This window comes from Bradyrhizobium sp. BR 10289 (assembly GCF_019455385.1).
Taxonomy (GTDB): Bacteria; Pseudomonadota; Alphaproteobacteria; order Rhizobiales; family Xanthobacteraceae; genus Bradyrhizobium.
This window is the reverse complement of sequence record NZ_JACOFR010000004.1, coordinates 271,127-288,586: the sequence shown is the minus strand read 5'-3', so window position 1 is coordinate 288,586 and position 17,460 is coordinate 271,127. Positions and strand designations below refer to the sequence as shown.

At 64.7% G+C, this 17,460-nt stretch carries 15 protein-coding genes; 14 read left to right on the top strand and 1 reads right to left on the bottom strand.

The window, feature by feature from the left end; translation table 11 throughout:
* Nucleotides 1-3: 3 nt before the first annotated feature.
* The 13 genes from chvE (at nucleotide 4) to HYH08_RS10170 (ending at nucleotide 14,999) form a co-directional block, all read left to right on the top strand.
* On the top strand, nucleotides 4-1,077 hold the full coding sequence (gene chvE / locus HYH08_RS10230) for a multiple monosaccharide ABC transporter substrate-binding protein (protein WP_228747713.1): 1,074 nt from the start codon (nucleotides 4-6) through the stop codon (nucleotides 1,075-1,077).
* Between the two features lie 170 nt (nucleotides 1,078-1,247).
* Nucleotides 1,248-2,825, top strand: a complete 1,578-nt coding sequence (gene mmsA, locus HYH08_RS10225) for a multiple monosaccharide ABC transporter ATP-binding protein (RefSeq protein WP_220009646.1) — start codon at nucleotides 1,248-1,250, stop codon at nucleotides 2,823-2,825.
* Nucleotides 2,822-4,012 carry a multiple monosaccharide ABC transporter permease gene (mmsB, locus tag HYH08_RS10220; protein WP_220009645.1) on the top strand — a complete coding sequence of 397 codons (1,191 nt, stop codon included), beginning with the start codon at nucleotides 2,822-2,824 and terminating at the stop codon, nucleotides 4,010-4,012. Before mmsA ends, mmsB begins: the two co-directional genes overlap by 4 nt.
* A gap of 261 nt (nucleotides 4,013-4,273) precedes the next feature.
* The gene (locus tag HYH08_RS10215) at nucleotides 4,274-4,945 is read left to right on the top strand and encodes a DUF4189 domain-containing protein (RefSeq protein WP_220009644.1); all 672 of its coding nucleotides are present in this window, start codon (nucleotides 4,274-4,276) and stop codon (nucleotides 4,943-4,945) included.
* Between the two features lie 605 nt (nucleotides 4,946-5,550).
* Nucleotides 5,551-6,210: an HAD family hydrolase gene (locus HYH08_RS10210; protein WP_220009643.1), complete on the top strand. Its 660-nt coding sequence runs from the start codon at nucleotides 5,551-5,553 to the stop codon at nucleotides 6,208-6,210.
* Nucleotides 6,211-6,214: 4 nt separating this feature from the next.
* Nucleotides 6,215-7,165: a sugar-binding transcriptional regulator gene (locus HYH08_RS10205; RefSeq protein WP_220009642.1), complete on the top strand. Its 951-nt coding sequence runs from the start codon at nucleotides 6,215-6,217 to the stop codon at nucleotides 7,163-7,165.
* A 259-nt stretch (nucleotides 7,166-7,424) separates the two neighbouring features.
* Nucleotides 7,425-8,735, top strand: a complete 1,311-nt coding sequence (locus HYH08_RS10200) for an ABC transporter substrate-binding protein (RefSeq protein ID WP_220009641.1) — start codon at nucleotides 7,425-7,427, stop codon at nucleotides 8,733-8,735.
* Nucleotides 8,736-8,827: 92 nt separating this feature from the next.
* Nucleotides 8,828-9,700 carry a carbohydrate ABC transporter permease gene (locus tag HYH08_RS10195; protein ID WP_220009640.1) on the top strand — a complete coding sequence of 291 codons (873 nt, stop codon included), beginning with the start codon at nucleotides 8,828-8,830 and terminating at the stop codon, nucleotides 9,698-9,700.
* Between the two features lie 4 nt (nucleotides 9,701-9,704).
* On the top strand, nucleotides 9,705-10,535 hold the full coding sequence (locus HYH08_RS10190) for a carbohydrate ABC transporter permease (protein WP_220009639.1): 831 nt from the start codon (nucleotides 9,705-9,707) through the stop codon (nucleotides 10,533-10,535).
* An 11-nt stretch (nucleotides 10,536-10,546) separates the two neighbouring features.
* A complete protein-coding gene (locus HYH08_RS10185; RefSeq protein WP_220009638.1) occupies nucleotides 10,547-11,554 on the top strand; it encodes an ABC transporter ATP-binding protein in 1,008 nt (335 codons plus the stop codon).
* A 43-nt stretch (nucleotides 11,555-11,597) separates the two neighbouring features.
* Complete coding sequence (locus tag HYH08_RS10180) at nucleotides 11,598-12,371, top strand: SDR family NAD(P)-dependent oxidoreductase (protein ID WP_220009637.1); 774 nt, start codon at nucleotides 11,598-11,600, stop codon at nucleotides 12,369-12,371.
* Nucleotides 12,372-12,410: 39 nt separating this feature from the next.
* Nucleotides 12,411-14,057 carry an FGGY-family carbohydrate kinase gene (locus tag HYH08_RS10175; protein ID WP_220009636.1) on the top strand — a complete coding sequence of 549 codons (1,647 nt, stop codon included), beginning with the start codon at nucleotides 12,411-12,413 and terminating at the stop codon, nucleotides 14,055-14,057.
* Between the two features lie 6 nt (nucleotides 14,058-14,063).
* Nucleotides 14,064-14,999, top strand: a complete 936-nt coding sequence (locus HYH08_RS10170) for a carbohydrate kinase family protein (RefSeq protein ID WP_220009635.1) — start codon at nucleotides 14,064-14,066, stop codon at nucleotides 14,997-14,999.
* A 6-nt stretch (nucleotides 15,000-15,005) separates the two neighbouring features.
* On the opposite strand, the gene HYH08_RS10165 is transcribed toward HYH08_RS10170, so the two are convergent.
* Nucleotides 15,006-15,893 carry a LysR family transcriptional regulator gene (locus HYH08_RS10165; protein ID WP_220009634.1) on the bottom strand — a complete coding sequence of 296 codons (888 nt, stop codon included), beginning with the start codon at nucleotides 15,891-15,893 and terminating at the stop codon, nucleotides 15,006-15,008.
* Nucleotides 15,894-16,015: 122 nt separating this feature from the next.
* Here HYH08_RS10165 and HYH08_RS10160 point away from each other — a divergent pair, with 122 nt between their 5' ends.
* On the top strand, nucleotides 16,016-17,437 hold the full coding sequence (locus tag HYH08_RS10160) for an amidase (protein ID WP_220009633.1): 1,422 nt from the start codon (nucleotides 16,016-16,018) through the stop codon (nucleotides 17,435-17,437).
* Nucleotides 17,438-17,460: the final 23 nt, after the last annotated feature.

Below are 17,460 nucleotides of genomic sequence, written 5' to 3'. Positions count from 1 at the left end.
AGCATGCTGAAACTGAAGACGACATTCCTCGCACTCGCCCTGGCAAGCGCCGCTGCGCTGATCGTGGGCGCGCCGGCTTCCGCGCAGGAGAAGGCGACCGTCGGCATCGCCATGCCGACCAAATCCTCGGCGCGCTGGATCGACGACGGCAACAACATGGTGAAGGTGCTGAAGGAGCGCGGCTACAACACCGATCTGCAATATGCCGAAGACGACATCCCGAACCAGCTTTCGCAGGTCGAGAACATGGTGACCAAGGGCGCCAAGGCGCTGGTGATCGCCGCGATCGACGGCACCACGCTGTCCGATGTGCTCAAGCAGGCCAAGGCCAAAGGCATCACCGTGATCGCTTATGACCGTCTGATCCGCGGCACGCCCAACGTAGACTACTACGCCACCTTCGATAATTTCCAGGTCGGCGTGCTCCAGGCGGAATCGATCGTGCAGGGGCTCGGCCTCAAGGACGGCAAGGGCCCGTTCAACATCGAGCTGTTCGGCGGCTCGCCTGACGACAACAACGCCTACTTCTTCTACAACGGCGCGATGAGCGTGCTGAAGCCTTATATCGACAGCGGCAAGCTCGTCGTCGTCTCCGGCCAGATGGGCATGGACAAGGTCGCGACGCTGCGCTGGGACGGCGCCACTGCCCAGGCCCGCATGGACAACCTGCTCAGCGCCTATTACGGCAACAAGAAGCTCAATGCCGTGCTGTCGCCTTATGATGGTCTCTCGATCGGCATCATCTCCTCGCTGAAGGGCGTCGGCTACGGCAGCGCCGACCAGCCGATGCCTGTTATCTCAGGGCAGGATGCCGAGGTGCCCTCGATCAAGGCGATGCTCCGTGGCGATCAGTACTCGACCATCTTCAAGGACACCCGCGATCTCGCCAAGGTGACCGCCGACATGGTCGACGCCGCGCTCGCGGGCAAGCAGGTCACGGTCAACGACACCAAGACCTACGAGAACGGCGTCAAGATCGTGCCGTCCTATCTGCTGAAGCCGGTCGTGGTCTACAAGGACAATTGGGAGAAGGTTCTGGTCGACAGCGGCTACTACAAGAAGTCGCAGTTCCAGTAAGACTCTCTCGTCCCCCTCGCCCCGCGCTTGCGGGGAGAGGGCGGGGTGAGGGGCTCTCTCAAAACGGGCAGCGGCCCTCGCGGAGACTCCCCCTCACCCGATCGCTTCGCGATCGACCTCTCCCCGCAAGCGGGGTGAGGTGAAGTCAGCGACCAAGGGACACCAACGCCATGACCGCCATGCTTGAAATGCGCAACGTCAGCAAGAGCTTTGCCGGCGTCCAGGCGCTGCGCGACGTCAACTTCTCGGTTCACGCCGGCCAGATCCACGCGCTCGTCGGCGAGAACGGCGCCGGAAAATCTACCTTGATGAAGGTGCTCAGCGGCGTCTATCCCGCCGGCAGCTATGAGGGCACCATCGTCTTCGAGGGCGAGGAGCGGCGTTTCCGCGACATCAACGATTCCGAGGCGCTCGGCATCATCATCATCCATCAGGAACTTGCGCTGATCCCGCTGATGTCGATCGCCGAAAACATTTTTCTGTCGCATCCGCCGTCAAGACTTGGCGTCATCGACCGCGATGAAGTCTACCGCCGCACCCGCGAGCTGCTCGCGCAGGTCGGCCTCAAGGAATCGCCTGACACCCTGATCACGGACCTCGGCGTCGGCAAGCAGCAGCTCGTCGAGATCGCCAAGGCGCTCTCCAAGCGTGTCCGCATGCTGATCCTGGACGAGCCGACCGCGAGCCTCAACGAGGCCGACAGCGCCGCGCTGCTCGAGCGCCTGATGGCCTTTCGCGCGCAGGGGATCGGCTCAATCCTGATCTCGCACAAGCTCAACGAGGTCGCCAAGGTCGCCGACCACATCACCGTGCTGCGCGACGGCCGCACCGTCGACAGCATCGATTGCCACGCCGAGCCGATCCAGGAAGACCGCATCATCCGCAGCATGGTCAACCGCGACATGGCGCACCGTTTCCCGGAGCGCAGCGTGACGGTCGGCGAGCCCGTGCTCGACGTCGCGAACTGGTCGGTCTATCACCCCATCCATCCCGAGCGGCAGGTGATCAAGAACGTCAATTTCAGCGTCAGGCGCGGCGAGGTCGTCGGCATCGCCGGGCTGATGGGCGCCGGCCGCACCGAGTTCGCCATGAGCCTATTCGGCCGCTCCTGGGGCACCAATATCAGCGGCCATATCCGCCTCGAGGGCCATGAGATCATTCTGCCGAGCGTTGCGGCCGCGATCGACGCCGGCCTTGCCTATGTCACCGAGGACCGCAAGCAGCTCGGCCTGATCCTCGCCGACGATGTCCGCAAGAACATCACGCTGGCGAGCCTCGATCAGGTCGCGCCCCGCCGGGTGATTGACGACATCGCCGAGCTGAAGGTCGCCAGCGACTACCGCAACCGCATGCGGATCCGCTGTTCCGACGTCTATCAGGAGACCGGCCAGCTCTCCGGCGGCAACCAGCAGAAGGTGGTGCTGTCGAAATGGCTGATGACCGATCCCAAGGTCTTGATCCTGGACGAGCCGACACGGGGCATCGACGTCGGTGCCAAATACGAGATTTACTGTATCATCAACGAGCTCGCGGAAGCCGGGCGTGGCGTCGTGGTGATCTCCTCGGAGATGCCCGAGCTGCTCGGCATCTGCGACCGCATCTGCGTCATGAACGACGGCGCCTTCGTCGGCGAGTTCAACGGCGCGGACGCGACGCAGGAGAAGATCATGCGCGCCATCATGCGCAACGAACGAAGCAATGGAAACAGCGTGCCTGAGGCCGCGGAGATGGGAGGAACGCAGCCATGACCGACAAGACGGTATCGCTGCCCGAGGAACGGCGGCACGGCAGCTTCATCAAGAACAATCTGCGCAATTACGGCATGCTGATGTCGCTGATCGCGATCATGCTGTTCTTCCAGGTCATGACCGGCGGCACGCTGCTGCAGCCGCTCAACCTCACCAATCTGGTGCTGCAGAACAGCTACATCGTCATCATGGCGCTGGGCATGCTGCTGGTGATCGTCACCGGGCATATCGACCTCTCGGTCGGCTCGGTCGCGGGCTTCGTCGGCGCTGTCGCAGCACTGCTGATGGTGACCTGGAAGGTCGACTACACGCTCGCCTTCATCATCTGCCTCGCGGTCGGCGCGGCCATCGGCGCGGCGCAGGGCTATTGGGTGGCCTATTTCAAGATCCCGTCCTTCATCGTCACGCTGGCCGGCATGCTGGTGTTCAAGGGCCTTGCGCTCGCGGTGTTGCAGGGCCAGTCGCTCGGGCCGTTCCCGGCGACCTTCCAGAAGCTGTCCTCCGGCTTCATTCCGGAGCTGCTGCCCGAGGCCGGCACGCTGCATCCGACCTCCATGCTGATCGGCGCGTTGCTCGCGCTGGGTCTCGTCTATGCCAGCGCCAGAGGGCGGTCGCGCGAGCTGTCGCACGGCATCGAGGTCGAGCCCTATGCGTTCTTCCTCGGCAAGAGCATCCTGCTCGCCTGCGCCGTGCTCTATTTCACCTATCTGATCGCGAACTATCGCGGCCTGCCCAACGTGCTGGTGATCATGGGCGCGTTGATCGCGCTCTACGGTTTCGTCACCCGCCGCACCGTGATCGGCCGGCAGATCTATGCCGTCGGCGGCAACGTCAAGGCGGCGAGCCTGTCAGGCATCAAGACCGAGCGGCTGACCTTCCTCACCTTTGTCAACATGGGCGTGCTCGCGGCGCTCGCCGGCCTCGTCTTCGCCGCGCGCCTCAACACCGCAACGCCGAAGGCCGGTCTCGGCTTCGAGCTCGATGTCATCGCGGCCTGCTTCATCGGCGGCGCCTCGGCCTATGGTGGGGTGGGGCGCGTCGGCGGCGCCGTGGTCGGCGCCATGATCATGGGCGTGATGAACAACGGCATGTCCATCCTCGGCATCGGCATCGACTACCAGCAGGTCATCAAGGGCCTGGTGCTGCTGGGTGCGGTGTGCATCGATGTGTACAATCAGCGGCGCTAGCCACATCGGCAGTGCCGTAGGGTGGGCAAAGGCGCAACGCGCCGTGCCCACGATCTTGCGCGATGGATACGGATCGTGGGCACGCTTCGCTTTGCCCACCCTACGGCACCGGTGCGGTCAGGCTACGGCCTTTCTCCGTCATTGCGAGCGCAGCGACTTGTCCACCTAAGCCTTTGGCGAAGGCGGAGGCAATCCTGAATTCTCGCGCTTTCAATTGTAGCGGCGAGTGGCTACAATTTACTGGGGTGGGGGATTTCCAGAATGAAAACGTTCGCGCAATTTCTCATATGCGCCTCGCTGTTGGCGAGCCCGGCGATTGCCGGACCGACAACCGCCGAGAGAAAATCTCAATTTGAAAAGGCGATGAACCTCATTATTGCGACGATCTCGCCGCGCATGTCGGAGAGAGTGCGGGAGGGCGTGGTTCACGACTATGTCGAGAGCGAGCCGAACAAGGGGCAGGCGATAGAACCGGTAAGCGGCGGCGCGTGGCGATCCAGCAGGCATGAGGATCTTGATGCTGCGAGCGATCGAACGCTGGAGGGGTGCCAGTTGCGCTACGGTAAGCCCTGCGGGCTGCTCGCTCTCAATGGCGATATCGCCGCCGAGGGTGAGCTCAAGACTAGGGATATGCCGCGCGTGCATTATGATGGCGAATTCGACTTGGCGAAGATACCGATCATTCGTCCTGCGGTGCGAGCCCGCGCCGATGTTCAGGGCTACTTTGGCGTGACTGCGCCGAAGGCGATCGCCATTCATCCATGGGGAACGCTGTTTGTCTCGACTGGCAAGCCGAGCCCTCGCGATGCTCAGGATGCCGCGTTGGCGGCCTGCAACGCAGACCCCGGACGCAATTTCAAGGACGGCAATTGCTTCGTTTACGCGGTGGGCAATCAGGTCGTGATCTCCGAGCGGCGCCAGCTCGGGAAATGACGAACGGACCCTCGCCGGAGTAGCCCAACATCCGTGGATCACCACGAACGAAGATGACCTTCTCGCTCGCTTTGGCCTCACGCCTGTAGCTGCCGATCTGCCGGAAATCCGCCGGCTGATCAAAGCTGCAATCGAGGATCGCAATCGCGAGAGCAACGAGCCGCTCAGGCTCCTGTGCATCCAGCTCTTCTTGGACGGCATCCCGAGCGACGCTCTGCTCATCTACAGATCTAAGAGGTCGTCTTTCGACGCGGCGAGCTATATCGCATTCAGCTCGCCTGCGGCGCAGGCCTCGACGCCACCGGGACGTTTTTACGCGAAAGCAATACTTCCGAAGCGAAATGCTTCTGGCTGACTTGGAGAAGTGCCGTAGCGCCGGAGATTTCGGCGGTTTTACACCCGAGCGCCAGCTCGAATCCTACCGCCGTTGCTATGGGCTCTCTTAGGGCTACGGTCTTTCCCCCGTCATTGCGAGCGCCGCGAAGCAATCCGGAATCCCTCCACGGAGACAGTCTGGATTGCGGCGCGGCGCTCGCAATGACGGGTGTTGCGGCCGTTTCTCGTGAGCTATTGCCCAGCCGTTGAGTATATGGTCGAATGTCGGGATGGATCCCGGCTGGCCCGATCTCATCATCTTCGACTGTGACGGCGTGCTCGTCGACAGCGAGTTGCTGAGCTGCCGGTGCCTGTCCGACGAATTGTCGGAATTCGGCATATCGCTGACGCTTGATCAAGCGCTCGAACTGTTTCTCGGGCGCAGCGTGAGCGCGGTCATCCAGCACTATCGCGAGTTCGGCCAAACGGTGCCGGACGATTTTCCGGTCCGGCTGAAATCGCGGGTGCTCACCGCTTTCCGGGAGGCGCTCCGTCCGATTCCGGATGTCGACACCGTCTTGTCCGACCTGAGCATGCCTTGTTGCGTAGCATCGTCGAGCGATCTCGACCGCGTCGCGCTGTCGCTTGATGTCACCGGCCTCGCGCCGCATTTCGGCGACCGGATCTACACCGCGCAAATGGTCGAGCGTGGCAAGCCGGCCCCTGATCTCTTTCTCTACGCGGCGGCCAAGATGCAGGCGGATCCCGCACGCACGCTGGTGGTGGAGGATAGCGTCAGCGGTGTGCAGGCGGCCAAGGCCGCCGGCATGACCGTCTGGGGATTTGTCGGCGGCAGCCATTATCGCTGGCGCGACGGCCACGCTATATTGTCGGCTGCCGGAGCCGATCGGGTCTTCGCGCGTATGGGCGATTTGTGGACGGAGGCCTGACGCCTTGGCTGGCGAGAACGAAAAGTCGAGACTCGATGATGCCGCGCGGGCCGGCTGGCTCTATTTCATTGCCGGTCATACCCAGGACGAGATCGCAAAGATGCTCCAGGTTTCGCGCGCCTCGGCGCAGCGGTTGGTGTCGCTGTGCCTCGCCGAGCGGCTCATCACCTTCCGCCTCGAGCATCCCATCGCCGCCTGCATGGAATTGGCCGCGCAGCTGAAGCAGCGGTTCGATCTCGTTCATTGCGAGGTGGTTCCGGCCGATCCCGCGGCGCCGCAGGCCACCGCGGGCATCGCGGAGCGTTGCGCCAATCTGCTCGATGCGACACTGCGCTCCGAGACGCCTGTCATCGTCGCGCTGGGCACGGGGCGGGCGGTGCGCGCTGCGGTCGAGCGCGTCACGCCGATCGACCGGCCCAATCACCAGATCGTCTCGCTGGTCGGCAACATCTCTGCCGACGGCTCGGCAAGCTTCTACGACACCGTCGGCCGGCTCGCCGACCGCACCGGCGCGCGGCACTATCCGATGCCGCTGCCGTTCCTGATGTCGTCGGAGGACGAGCGCAACAGGATGGTGCGGATCGAGCCGATCGCCAAGGTCAAGGCGGTCGCAGCAAAGGCCGATTTGCGCCTCGTCGGCATCGGCCAGATGGACCAGAAGGCGCAGGTGCACGTCGACGGCTTCGTCACCCGCGACGAACTGTTCGAGATGATGCGGCAGGGCGCCATCGGCGAGATCACCGGCTGGGCTTACGATTCCAAGGGCCGCCTGCTCAAGGCCGGCACCAACAAGCGCCTGACCAGCATCCCCCCGGAAGTGCCCGCGAAGACCACGACCATCGGGGCTGCGGTCGGCGCGGCCAAGGTCCCCGCGATATCGGCAGCGCTGAACGGCGGGTTGATCAACGGGCTGATCACGGACGAGACGACGGCAAGGGCGATCCTGGCGCGGTAGGGGCTCCTCTGTTGCCACATCGTCATGGCCGGGCTTGACCCGGCCATCCACGTCTTTCGTACGGCACCCAAGAACGTGGATGCCCGGGACAAGCCCGGGCATGACACCTCCTTTGACAATTCCCACCATCCCTTCGCACCGCAGCACTCATAAGTTGCGCAAACGTCCTTCCGCCTTCTTGACAAGCGTCGCCTCTCACATGAACATACGCCCAACGCGTGGGCATATGCTCAAAAGCGCGAGCTTAGGGAGGTCACCCGTGAAACACATCTTCGGCGCCGTCTGCGGCGCGTCTGTTCTGCTGGCCGTCCCCGCGATGGCCGAAACCACCCTGACCATCGCCACCGTCAACAATGGCGACATGATCCGCATGCAGGGGCTCACCGGCGAATTCACCAAGAAGAACCCCGATATCTCGGTGAAATGGGTGACGCTGGAGGAGAACGTGCTGCGCCAGCGCGTCACCACCGACATCGCCACCAAGGGCGGCCAGTTCGACGTGCTCACCATCGGCACCTATGAGGTGCCGATCTGGGCCAAGAAGGGCTGGCTGGTTCCGCTCGCCAATCTCGGCGCCGATTACGACGTCGCCGACCTCTTGCCCAAGATCAAGGACGCCGTCTCCGCCGACGGCAAGCTCTACGCCGCGCCGTTCTACGGCGAGAGCTCGATGGTGATGTACCGCACCGACCTGTTCGAGAAGGCCGGCCTGAAGATGCCGGAAAAGCCGACCTGGGACTTCGTGATCGACGCCGCCAGGAAGCTCACCGACAAGAACGCCGGCACCTACGGCATTTGCCTGCGCGGCAAGGCCGGCTGGGGCGAGAACATGGCGTTCCTCTCGGCGATGGCCAATTCCTACGGCGCGCGCTGGTTCGACGAGAAGTGGGAGCCGCAGTTCAACACGCCGGAATGGAAGGCGACGCTCACGACTTACGTCAACCTGATGAAGGACGCCGGTCCTCCCGGCGCGAGCTCGAACGGCTTCAATGAGAACCTCGCGCTGTTCAATGCCGGCAAATGCGCGATGTGGATCGATGCGACGGTTGCGGCGTCCTTCGTCACCAACCCCAAGGACTCCAAGGTCGCCGACAAGGTCGGCTTTGCGCTCGCGCCCAACACCGGGCTCGGCAAGAACGCCAACTGGCTGTGGGCCTGGAATCTCGCGATCCCGGCCGGCTCGAAGAAGACCGAGGCCGCGGAAAAGTTCATCGCCTGGGCGACCAGCAAGGACTACACCAAGCTCGTGGCGTCCAAGGATGGCTGGGCCAACGTGCCGCCCGGCACGCGCACATCGCTGTACCAGAACGACGAATACCTGAAGGTCGCGCCGTTCGCAAAATTGACGCTGGCCTCGATCGATGCGGCCGATCCGAACAAGCCGACGGTGAAGCCGGTGCCTTACGTTGGCGTGCAGTACGCCGCGATCCCTGAATTCCAGGGGATCGGCACGCAAGTCGGCCAGCAGTTCTCGGCCGCGCTCGCGGGATCGACGACGGTCGATGCCGCGCTCACCGCAGCGCAATCGGTCACCGAGCGCGAGATGAAGCGCGCCGGCTACATCAAGTGAACCCGAGCTCTCCCTGAGCTCCAACTCGCGGCCATCCACCAGCCCAGCCCCGGATGGATGGCCGCTTCTTTCCTCCAAGCGGAGCGCCAAGAATGGCAACCCGGCAGACGCAGTTTCTTGCGCGCGCGCTCCTGACGCCGGCCGTCGGGCTGCTGTTCATCTGGATGATCGTTCCGCTCGCGCTGACGCTCTACTTCTCGACCCTGCATTACAGCCTGCTGGATCCCGGCTCCGAGTCATTCGTCGGGCTGGAGAACTTCCGCTACTTCCTGACCGATCCCGCCTTCCTCGCCTCGCTCCAGAACACGCTGGTGCTGGTCGGCTCGGTGCTGGCGCTGACGATCCTGCTCGGCATTCCCCTGGCGTTGCTGCTCGACCAGCCCGTGGTCGGGCGCAACTTCGTGCGGCTGATGGTGATCGCGCCGTTCTTCGTGATGCCCACAGTGAGCGCGCTGGTCTGGAAGAATTTGCTGATGCACCCGGTGTCCGGGCTGTTCGCCTGGCTCGCAAAACTGGTCGGGCTGACGCCGGTCGACTGGTTCAACAACGTGCCGCTGTTGTCGGTGATCCTGATCGTGGCCTGGCAATGGCTTCCGTTCGCGACCCTGATCCTGCTCACCGCGCTGCAATCCCTCGACGAGGAGCAGAAGGAAGCCGCCGAAATGGACGGTGCCAGCGCCGTCTCGACCTTCATCTACATCACGCTGCCGCATCTGGCGCGTCCCATCACCGTGGTGATCCTGATCGAGACCATCTTCCTGCTCACGGTGTTCGCGGAGATCTTCGTCACCACAGGCGGCGGACCGGGTCTTCAGACCACCAACATCGCGTTCCTGATCTATTCGCAGGCGCTGATCCAGTTCGATGTCGGCAGCGCCTCGGCGGGCGGGCTCGTCGCGGTGGTGATCGCCAATATCGTCGCCTTCTTCCTCGTCCGCATCGTCGGCCGCAACCTGGAAGCCTGAGATCATGGCGCGCAAATCAACGACGCAGCGGGTGGTGGTCTCGACGATCGGGGCGTGGCTGTTCGGCTTCCTGATCTTCTTCCCGATCCTGTGGATGGTGCTGGCGAGCTTCAAGACCGAGCTCGAGGCGTTTGCCATCCCGCCGTCCTTCCTGTTCTTCCACTGGACGACGGAGAACTACGCGACGGTGCAGGAGCGCAGCGATTATGTCCTCCATGCGATGAACTCGATCATCATCGCCGGCGGCTCGACGCTGATTGCGCTTTTGATCGCGATCCCCGCGGCCTGGTCGATGGCGTTCTCGCCGACCAAGCGCACCAAGGACATCCTGCTCTGGATGCTCTCGACAAAGATGATGCCGCCGGTCGGCGTGCTGGTGCCGATCTATCTGATCTACAAGAGCTTCGGTCTGCTCGATTCCCGCATCGGCCTCGTCTTCATCCTCTGCCTCGGGAACTTGCCGATCGTGATCTGGATGCTCTTCACCTATTTCAAGGAGATCCCGCGCGACATCCTCGAAGCCGCACGCATGGACGGCGCCACCATTGGCCGCGAGCTGGTCTATGTGCTGACGCCGATGGCGATCCCGGGGCTCGCCTCGACGCTGCTGCTCAATCTGATCCTGGCCTGGAACGAGGCGTTCTGGACGCTGAACCTGTCGACCTCGAACGCCGCGCCACTGACCACGTTCATCGCGTCCTATTCCAGTCCGGAAGGGCTGTTCTGGGCAAAACTGTCGGCGGCCTCGACGCTGGCGATCGCGCCCATTCTCGTCCTCGGTTGGTTCAGCCAGAAGCAGCTCGTGCGCGGGCTCACCTTCGGCGCGGTGAAATAAGAGAGGCGGCCATGGGTCAGATCACACTGCAGGGCGTACAGAAATCCTTCGGCCCCGTGCACATCATCAAGGGCGCCGATCTAGACATCACCGACGGCTCCTTCGTGGTGTTCGTCGGTCCCTCCGGCTGCGGCAAGACGACGTTGCTGCGGCTGATCGCGGGCCTCGAGGACGTCACCGGCGGCAGCATCTTGATCGACGGCAAGAACGTCGTGGACACCCCGCCGGCGAAGCGCGGCTTGTCGATGGTGTTCCAGTCCTACGCGCTCTATCCGCATATGAGCGTGCGCGGCAATATCGGCTTCGGCCTGAAGATGGCGGGGCTTCCCAAGGACGAAATCGCCCGTAAGGTCGAGGCGGCCGCCGCGACGCTGAATCTCACGCCGTATCTCGACCGCAAGCCGCGCGAGCTCTCGGGCGGCCAGCGCCAGCGCGTCGCGATCGGCCGCGCCATCGTGCGTGAGCCCAAGGGGTTTCTGTTCGACGAGCCGCTGTCCAATCTCGACGCCGCGCTGCGCGTGCAGATGCGCATCGAGGTGACGCGGCTGCAAAAACAGCTCGGCACCACCGCGATCTATGTCACCCATGATCAGGTCGAGGCCATGACCATGGCCGACAAGATCGTCGTGCTCAATGCTGGCAAGATCGAGCAATACGGCTCGCCGCTGGAGCTCTACGAACGGCCGAATAATCTCTTCGTCGCCGGCTTCATCGGCTCGCCCAAGATGAACTTCGTCTCCGGCGAGCCCGCCTTGCAGCATGGTGCGGCCACGATCGGCGTCCGGCCGGAGCATCTCAAGATCGAGCGCGACGGCACCGCTGGCTGGCAGGGCACGATCGCGGTCGCCGAGCATCTCGGCAGCGACACCTTCCTTTATGTCGATGCCGGGCCGCTCGGGATGCTGACCGCGCGCTACATCGGCGAGCTCAGCCTGCATGCCGGCGACCGCGTGTCGCTGTTGCCGGACCCCGCGCGGATCCACCGCTTCGACGGAAACGGCAACGCGCTTCGGAACTAACAAGAAACGGCAAGAAAAGCTTCAAGACAACGGGAATACGACCATGTACCTGGAAAAATTCAAGCTGAACGGCAAGACCGCGTTCATCACCGGCGGCGGGCAGGGCATCGGCCTTGGCTGCGCCGAGGCACTGGCCGAAGCCGGCGCAAAAGTCATCATCGGCGACCGCGACAGCAAGGTCGCGGGCAGCGCCAAGGGCGAGCTGAAAGCCAAGGGCTACGACATCGAGACCGCGGTCATGGACGTCACCGACACCAAGCGCGTGGCGGAGGTCGCGAGCGACCTCGTCACCCGCCACGGCAAGGTCGACATCCTCGTCAACAATGCCGGCATCGCCCGCAGCGAGACGCCGGCGGAGACCGTCACCGACGAGCACTGGCTCAACGTCATCGACGTCAACCTCAACGGAACCTTCTGGTGCTGCCGCGAATTCGGCAAGCACATGCTCAAGGCCAAAAGCGGCGCCATCGTCAATGTCGGCTCGATGTCCGGCTTCATCGTCAACAAGCCGCAGGAGCAGTGCTTCTACAATGCCTCGAAGGCCGGCGTGCATCACCTCACCAAGTCGCTGGCCGCCGAATGGGGTGCGCGCGGCATCCGCGTCAACGCGGTGGCGCCGACCTATATCGAGACACCGCTCAACGCTTTCGTGAAGAGTAATCCCAAGATGTACGACGCCTGGATCGGTGGAACCCCGATGGCGCGGATGGGGCAGGTCGAGGAGATCGCCTCGGTCGTCCTGTTCCTCGCCTCGGACGCCGCGAGCCTGATGACCGGCAGCATCGTGCTGGTGGATGGCGGCTACACTTGCTGGTAGGCTTGCCGTCAAAACTGACGAGAGCTTCCGGGAGCGACAATGCCGCGAGCGTATATCGGCGTCGATGTGGGGACCACGAGCACGCGGGCAGGGGTGTTTGACGAGACGGGCACCTTGCTCGCGACCGCCAGACATCCGATTCAAATCTGGCACGAGGCCGGCGATATCGTCGAGCAGTCGTCGGACGACATCTGGAACGCCTGCGTCACATCGGTGCGGGCCGCCATGGCGCAGGCCGCGATCGCGCCCGACAGCGTCGGCGGCATCGGTTTTGACGCGACCTGTTCCCTGGTCGTGCTCGACAAGCAAGGCGAGCCGCTCACCGTCAGTGCTTCCGGCGATAAGCAGCGCAACGTCATCGTCTGGATGGACCACCGCGCCATCGCCGAGGCGCGGCTGATCAACGAGACCGAGGATGCCGTGCTGCGCTATGTCGGCGGCTCGATCTCGCCCGAGATGGAGATGCCGAAACTGCTGTGGCTGAAGCGCCATCTGCGTGCGAGCTTCGATGCGGCCGGTCATTTTTTCGATCTGGCAGACTATCTGACCTGGCGCGCCACCGGCTCGCTGCAGCGATCGACCTGCACGGTCACCTGCAAATGGAACTATCTCGCCCATGACGGCGGCGGCTGGAGTGCGCCGTTCTTCAAGCGTATCGGCCTGTCGGATTTCGTCAACGAAAGCTACGCCCGCATCGGCACCGAGATCGTCGCGCCCGGCACGCGGCTCGGCGAAGGTCTCGCCCGCATGGCCGCCGCCGAGCTTGGCCTGTCGCCCGGCACGCCGGTGGGCGCCTCGCTGATCGACGCGCATGCCGGCGGCATTGGCGCGATCGGCGGCCGCGATGGAGCGGGTGGTTCAGCCGACGTCAGCGATCGTCTCGCCTACATCATGGGAACGTCGGCCTGCATCATGGCGACGACCAGGGAGCCGTGCTTCGTGCCCGGCGTGTGGGGCCCTTATTATTCCGGCATGGTGCCGGAGTTCTGGCTCAACGAAGGCGGCCAGTCGGCCGCGGGCGCGGCGATCGACCATCTCCTCAAGTCGCATCCCGGCTACAGCCAGGCGAGTGCGGCGGCGAAGAGCCAGGGTGTCGATCTCATCGAGTTCCTCGAACGCCGCATCATCACTCGCGCCGGCGATGCCAGCCGCGCCGCGCTGCTCGCGCGTGACGTCCACGTGCTGCCCGAATTCATCGGCAACCGCTCGCCCTATGCCGACCCTGATACGCGCGCCGTGATCGCCGGTCTCGATCTCGACACCGATACCGCATCCATGGAACGCCTGTTCGTCGCCGGCCTCTGCGGGCTCGCCTACGGCCTTGCCGAGGTGATCGAGGCCTTTGCCGCGCATGGCGTCCGCGCCGGCATCATGATCATGGGCGGTGGCGCCAGCCGCAGTCCGCTGGTGCGGCAGATCATGGCCGACACCACCGGCCTCACGGTCGCGCTGCCGCAGACCAGGGAGCCGGTGTTGCTCGGCGCCGCCATGCTCGGGGCGGTCGCCGGCGGCGCCTATGGCTCGATCGGCGAGACCATGGCAAAGATGTCGGCACTGGGCCGCAAGAGCGAGCCGACCGCGCCCGACATGGCCGCGTTTCACAAGCGCAAGCGCGATGTCTACAAGCTGCTGCGCGAGGTCGATCGCGGCAGCCGTGTCGCGATGCGCGATGGTCCCAAGGGTTGAAAACGGATGCTGATTGCCAGCGGCGATGCGCTGATCGATTTCGTCCCGACGCGAACCGCGGATGGGCGCGAGGCGGTGATGCCCGCCGTCGGCGGCTCCTGCCTCAACGTCGCGATCGGAATCGCACGGCTCGGTGCGCCCTCGGGCTTTGTCGGCGGGATCTCGAACGACCTGTTCGGACGCATGATCGCCGATCACGCCGCGGCCTCGAATGTCGCGCTCGATCTCGCCACCCGCAGCGATCACCAGACCACGCTCGCCTTCGTCCGCATCGTCGCGGGTGAATCGCACTATGCCTTTTATGATGCCGAGACCGCGACGCGGAGCTGGACCTACCGGCGCGGGACGATTCCCTTCAACACGGTCGAAGCGGTCCATGTCGGTTCGACCACGCTGGTCAATGACCAGGGCGCCGCCGAGACCACGGCGCTGATTGCGGATGCGCGGGCGTCCTCGACCATCTCCTTCGATCCGAACTGCCGGCCCAACCTCGTCAAACACAAACCCGCTTATCTCTCGCGCATGGCCGGGTTCGCCGCGAGCGCCGATCTCATCAAGATGTCCGACGTCGATTTTGCCTATCTCTTCGGCGAGGAACCTTATCAGCAGCGCGCGAGCGCGTTGCTGGCGCAGGGCACCAGCATTGTCGTCATTACCCGCGGCAACAACGGCGCGATCGCCTGGCACGCGGGGGCAGGGCAGATCGAGGTGCAGGCCCCGAGCATCGCGGTCGCCGACACCATCGGCGCAGGCGACAGCTTTCAGGCCGCGCTGCTGTTCGCCCTGCACAAGCTGGGCCGTCTCGCGCGCGACAGGCTGAAGGACATCGGCACCGACGAACTGCGTCGCGCGCTCACCTTCGCCGCCAATTGCGCCGGCCTCACCTGCACCCGCCCGGGCGCCGATCCGCCCTGGAGCCACGAGATCACATGGAGCTTGTAGCGGGCCTCACAGCCGCGCGACGGCCTTCTCGGCGCATTTGAGAAAAGTCTTGATCAGCGGACTCTGCGAATCCCGCCGCCAGCACACCGCGATGTCGATGGAATCGCTCGCATCGCGCAGCGGCCTGAACACGATGCCGCGCGGCGCGCCGAGCTGGGCGCAGGCGGGCAGGATCGCAAAACCCTCGCCGGCGAGAACCAGGCTCATCGCCGAATGCACCGTCTCCACCCGACCCGCGATCGGCATTACGACCTGATGCCGCCGCAGCAGCGCCGAGACCGCGGAGGAGGCGGGGTCTCGCTCCGGCGGTGGGAGCGCGATCAGCGGACGGCCCTGGAGACGAGCCATCGGCACCTTGCTCAGGCGCGCCAGCGGCGAGCGGCTTGGGACGACCAGCATGAAGGGCTGCGTGCCGATCCGTGCCACCTGGATCTCGGGATGGTTGATCGCCGGCATGCATAGCGCCACCGTGACGCTGCGGTCGAGCAGCCGCGCCTCACGCGTCGAGGCGCTGAGCTCGGCGAAATCGAGATCGACGCCGGGAATGGATCGGCGCAGCTCGGGGATCAGCCGCGGCAGCATCGCATTGGCCAGCACGAACATGTAGCCGACCGACAGCCGCCCGCGCTTTCCCGCCGCGACGGCGCGCGCTGCTTCGGCGCCGTCGGCGGCCAGCGCCAGTGCTTCGCTGGCGCGCGCCAGCAGCGCCTGGCCGGCTTCGGTCAGATCCATGCCGCGGGTGCCGCGCCGGAACAGCGGCGCGCCGATCTCGGCCTCGAGCTTGCGGATCTGCACCGAGAGGGGCGGCTGTGCCATCCGCAATCGCTCGGCGGCCTTGCCGATGCTGCGCGCCTCGGCGACGGCGACGAAATAGCGGAGCCGGCGAAGATCCATTGGCATACCGAAAATGTATGGGTTGGCGACCAAAAACGTATTGGACGGCGAGTTAACAAAACTGTCATTCTCGCTGTCAATGTCTTCGGGCCAACGACGGCCCGTTTCGGAGCGATGTGACGATGAACGGTGATCCCTGTCTCCTGTCCGCGACCGAGCTGCGCGGCCTCATCGCCGCAAGGAGGATTTCGCCCGTCGAGCTCACCCGCGCCGTGCTCGCCCGCGCCGAGGCGCTCCAGAGCGAGCTCAACTGCTTCATCACCATCTGCGGCGATGAGGCGCTTGCCGCCGCGCGCGCCGCCGAGCGCAAGGTGATGGCCGGCGAGCCGCTCGGTCTGCTCCACGGCATCCCCGTCACCGTCAAGGACATCGTCAACACCAAGGGCGTGACAACCACCTTCGGCGCCGTTCCCTACAAGGACAACGTCCCGACCGAGGACGCCGTCGCGGTCGCGCGGCTGCGCAGTGCAGGTGCGATCCTGATCGGCAAGACGACGACGCCGGAATTCGGCAGCAAGTGCCTGACCGATTCGCCGCTGTTCGGACGCACCCGCAATGCGTGGGACGCCTGCCGCTCCTCCGGCGGCTCCAGCGGCGGCGCGGCGGTGGCAGTGGCAAGCGGCATCGCGCCGCTGGCGATCGCAACCGACGGCGGCGGCTCGACGCGCATTCCCGCCGCCTGCAACGGCGTGGTCGGCCTGAAGCAGAGCAACGGAGTCATCCCGCACAGCCAGGCGCAGGATGTGTTCGGCAACCAGACCTATGTCACGCCGATGACGCGCACCGTCGCCGACACCGCGCTGATGATGCAAGCCATGGCCGGCGAGGATCCCGTCGATCCCTGGTCGATCGGCGTGCCCGTGCCCGATTTCATCGGCACCGCCAACCCGCTCGGCGATCTGCGCGGGCGACGCATCCTGTACTGCCTGACGCCGCCGGGCCGTCCGGTCTCCGCCGAAGTCGAAGCCTGCTTCAAGGCGAGCCTTGACCGGCTCGCGGGCCTCGGCGCCGAGCTCGAGGAGTTTTCGGGCGAAGGCTTTGACATCGAGCCGATGTGGCGCGCCATCAACCACACCGTCTGGCGCACGCGCTTTGCCAAGCTCGCGGTCGAGCATGGAGACGAACTGAGCGAAGCCTTCCTTAGGCAGATCGCGCTCGCGACCAAAGTCAGCGGCGTCGATTATCAGGAGGCGATGTTCGCGCGCACCGCGCTGTTCCGCCGCGTGCAATCCCTGCTTGCGCGTGGCGACGTCCTGGCGATGCCGACCCTGACGCGCACCGCACTGCCGATCAAGCAGGACCTGTTCGGCACCATCGAGATCGACGGCAAGCATTTCGACAGCGTCCGGCCGCACTGGTTTCCCTGGACCATGCCGTTCAACATGACCGGCCATCCCGCCATCAGCCTTCCCGCAGGCTTCAGCCGCGATGGCCTGCCGATCGGCCTCCAGCTGGTCGGCCGCTTCCGAAGCGACGCCGACTTGCTCCGTGTCAGCGCGCTGTTCGAGGCCGCGAGCGACCATCTCTCCCGCTGGCCAAGCTGATGGCGGTCTATGGGCCATTCCGC